This window comes from Rugamonas violacea (genome assembly GCF_016461825.1).
In the GTDB taxonomy this organism is placed as follows: domain Bacteria; phylum Pseudomonadota; class Gammaproteobacteria; order Burkholderiales; family Burkholderiaceae_D; genus Rugamonas.
Genome location: NZ_JAEMNU010000141.1, coordinates 48,552 through 51,706, shown reverse-complemented (window position 1 = coordinate 51,706; position 3,155 = coordinate 48,552). Strand labels below are relative to the sequence as shown.

At 64.0% G+C, this 3,155-nt stretch carries 1 protein-coding gene and 1 pseudogene; one reads left to right on the top strand and one right to left on the bottom strand.

The window, feature by feature from the left end; genetic code table 11:
* Positions 1-97: 97 nt before the first annotated feature.
* Positions 98-562, top strand: a pseudogene (locus H7U20_RS31035) (DUF1780 domain-containing protein); the annotation flags it as partial.
* Between the two features lie 114 nt (positions 563-676).
* Here the strand turns inward: H7U20_RS31035 and H7U20_RS26890 are convergent.
* Positions 677-2,980, bottom strand: coding sequence for a penicillin-binding protein 1A (locus H7U20_RS26890; RefSeq protein WP_199762216.1), 2,304 nt, complete (start codon positions 2,978-2,980; stop codon positions 677-679).
* Positions 2,981-3,155: the final 175 nt, after the last annotated feature.

The window sequence follows — 3,155 nt, the reverse complement described above, 5'->3', positions numbered from 1 at the left end:
GAGGTTTGGCTCAATCCGGAACGGGCTGAACCTGAATTAGTGAAGCTGGCTGCATGAAGTGACGCGACAACTTTGTTGACAACTACCGGGTGCAAGTTTTGAAATCAAGGAAATTTTAGATCCTCAACGACGCCGGCATGAAGAGTACAAGAAAGCACGAAGGCACCTGGATGCACATGTCAAAAGAGAGCCCGGCGACGAGCGCTCTATCGATGTTGCCGGCATACTGGTGACCCCATATGAACCACCGGAATCTATCACTCTTGATGAGATTTGTGATGCCGTAATGAAAGTATCAAAAAAACACTTGGAGAAATATAGTAAGCGCAGTCCTCCAATTGATACCAAAGAACTCGATCTATTGATTTACGTGAATTTTAAGGACGGCTATTCACTTTCAGATATGACATTGCCTGATTTGTCGCGTTTTAATAGCCAAGCATGGAGGTCAATTTCCATCTCGATGGGATATTGGTCCTGGGTTCTTTTCGTGACGAGTGATGCGCCGGAGTATTGGCTGAATGCGTATCGGGGAAAACTCATGCACCGATCACCGCAATAGTATGCTTGCCGGCTCTGCGCGCGCCTCGACGCAGCGGCGTGGCCGCCAGCGTCAGTGCGCTGCCGGCCCGCCGATATGGAATAGTGAATTCCGGCTTGTTCGACGTGCCGACGCCTAGTTGGTCACCGGCTCGGCAGGCGCGTCGGGCAACGGCGCGGCGTCGCCCATGTCGAGCGTATGCACCGCCGCGTCGCCGGTGAATTCCTCGTACAGCCACTCGCCGTTGACCTGCACCAGCCCCGCCGGCACGGGCCGTTCCTGCGCCGGCCGTTTTTGCAGCGCCACGCGCATATAGTCCATCCAGATCGGCATCGCCACGGTGGCGCCGAACTCGCGCCCGCCGAGCGACTTCGGATCGTCGTAACCCATCCACGACACGGCGACGATGCCGCCGCCATAGCCGGCGAACCAGCCGTCGACGGCATCGTTGGTGGTGCCGGTTTTGCCGGCGATGTCGCTACGCCCCAGCTTGGACGCCGCCGCGCCGGTGCCGCTGCGGGTCACCTCGCGCAGCATGCTGTCGGTGACGTAGGCGTTGCGCGGGTCGATCACGCGGGCGCTGTCGGCCAGCGCGGCGGCCGGCGCCGCCTCGGAGATGACGGCGCCGTTGCCGTCGACGATGCGGGCGATCAGGTAGGGCTCGATCTGGTAGCCGCCGTTGGCGAACACCGCGTAGCCGCTGGCCAGTTGCAGCGGCGTGACCGCGCCGGTGCCCAGCGTCAGGGTCAGGTTCTTCGGCTGCTTGGCCAGGTCGAAACCGAACTTGCCTAGGTAGTTGTGGGCGTAGGGCACCGTCACCGAGCGCAGGATGCGCACCGAGGCGACGTTCTTCGACTTGGCCAGCGCCGTGCGCATGCTGATCGGGCCGTCGAACACGCCGTCGTCGTTTTGCGGCTTCCAGGCCTCGTTGCCGGTGTCGGCGCCGCTCAACTCCAGCGCCACGTCGTTGATCAGGGTGGCGGGCGAGAAGCCCTTCTCCAGCGCCGACGAGTAGATGAACGGCTTCATCGAGGAGCCAGGCTGGCGCCAGGCCTGGGTGACGTGGTTGAACTTTTGCAGGTTGTAGTCGAAGCCGCCGACCAGCGCGTGGTAGGCGCCGGTGCTCGCGTCGATCGAGACGAAGGCGGCCGCCACCTGCGGCACCTGGCTGATGGCCCACAGGTTTTTCTCGCCGCGCGTGACGCGGATGACCGCGCCCGGACGCAGGCGGATGGCGTCCTTGGCGTTGGCCGACAGCGCCGGCGCGGCCAGGCGCAGGCCCTCGCCAATGATCTCGATCTCCTCGCCGGCCAGCGTCTCGACGCGCACGCTGCGCGTGCCCGCCTCCAGCACCACGGCCGGAATCAAACGGTCGCTGCCGGGACGCTTCTGCAGCGCCTCCTCGATGGCGTCGGCGCGCTGTTCGGCGTCGGCCGGCAGGGTGATGAAGGCCTCGGGGCCGCGATAGCCGTGGCGCTGGTCGTAGGCCAGCACGTTGCGCCGCACCGACTCGTAGGCGGCGTCCTGGTCGGCCTTGAGGATGGTGGTGTAGACGCTGATGCCCTTGGTGTAGCTGTCCTCCTTGAACTTGGCGAAGACCACCTGGCGCGCCAGCTCGGCGACGTATTCGGCGTGGGTGTCGAACTCCTGGCCACGGTTGTTGACGCGCAGCGGCTCGTGCAGCGCCTGCTCGTACTGGGCGTCGGTGATGTAGTTCAGCTCATGCAGGCGCTTGAGCACCGTGTGTTGGCGCTCGCGCGCCCGCTTCGGATTGACCGCCGGGTTGTGCCGCGCCGGATTCTGCGGCAGGCCGGCCAGCATGGCCATCTCGGCGATGCTCAGGTCCTTGATCGATTTGCCGAAGTAGGTCTGCGCCGCGCTGCCGAAGCCGAAGGAGCGCTGGCCCAGGTAGATCTGGTTCATGTACAGCTCAAGGATCTGGTCCTTGCTCAGCGCCGCCTCGATCTTATAGGCCAGCATGACCTCGTTGAGCTTGCGGCCGATGACCTTCTCGCGGGTCAGGAAGAAATTGCGCGCCACCTGCATGGTGATGGTCGAACCGCCCTGGCGGAAGCCGCCGGCCAGGTTCGACTTGGCGGCGCCCATGGCGCGGATCCAATCGATGCCGCCGTGCTCGTAGAAGCGCGTGTCCTCGATGGCCAGCAGGGCCTTCTTCATCATGTCCGGCATGTCCTTGATGGGCACGAAGTCGCGGTGCTCCTCGCCGAATTCGCCGATCAGGACCTTGTCGGCCGTGTAGATGCGCAGCGGGATCTTGGGCCGGTAGTCGGTGACGGCGTCGAGCGCGGGCAGGTTGGGCGCCACGTACAGCAGCAGGTAGCCGAGCAGGCCGGCGCCGACGAGCGCCGCGCCGGCGGCGGCCACAATCACGCCGCGCACGAGGTTGCGGCGGCTGAGCAAATTGGAGGAAGCGGTCAAAGAGAATTCTCACGGTGGCTAGGTGAGCGAATTATAGACCAAGCCAAAAGCGGCGCCGCGCGCCTGGCGCTTTGCCGATGCCGGGCGAGCTAGGACGCTAGCTGCGCCGGCCAACCCCACAGGCGAAGAGCCAGCTAGTCTAGCCGGTTAACCCCACAGGCGAAGAGCCGGGGGG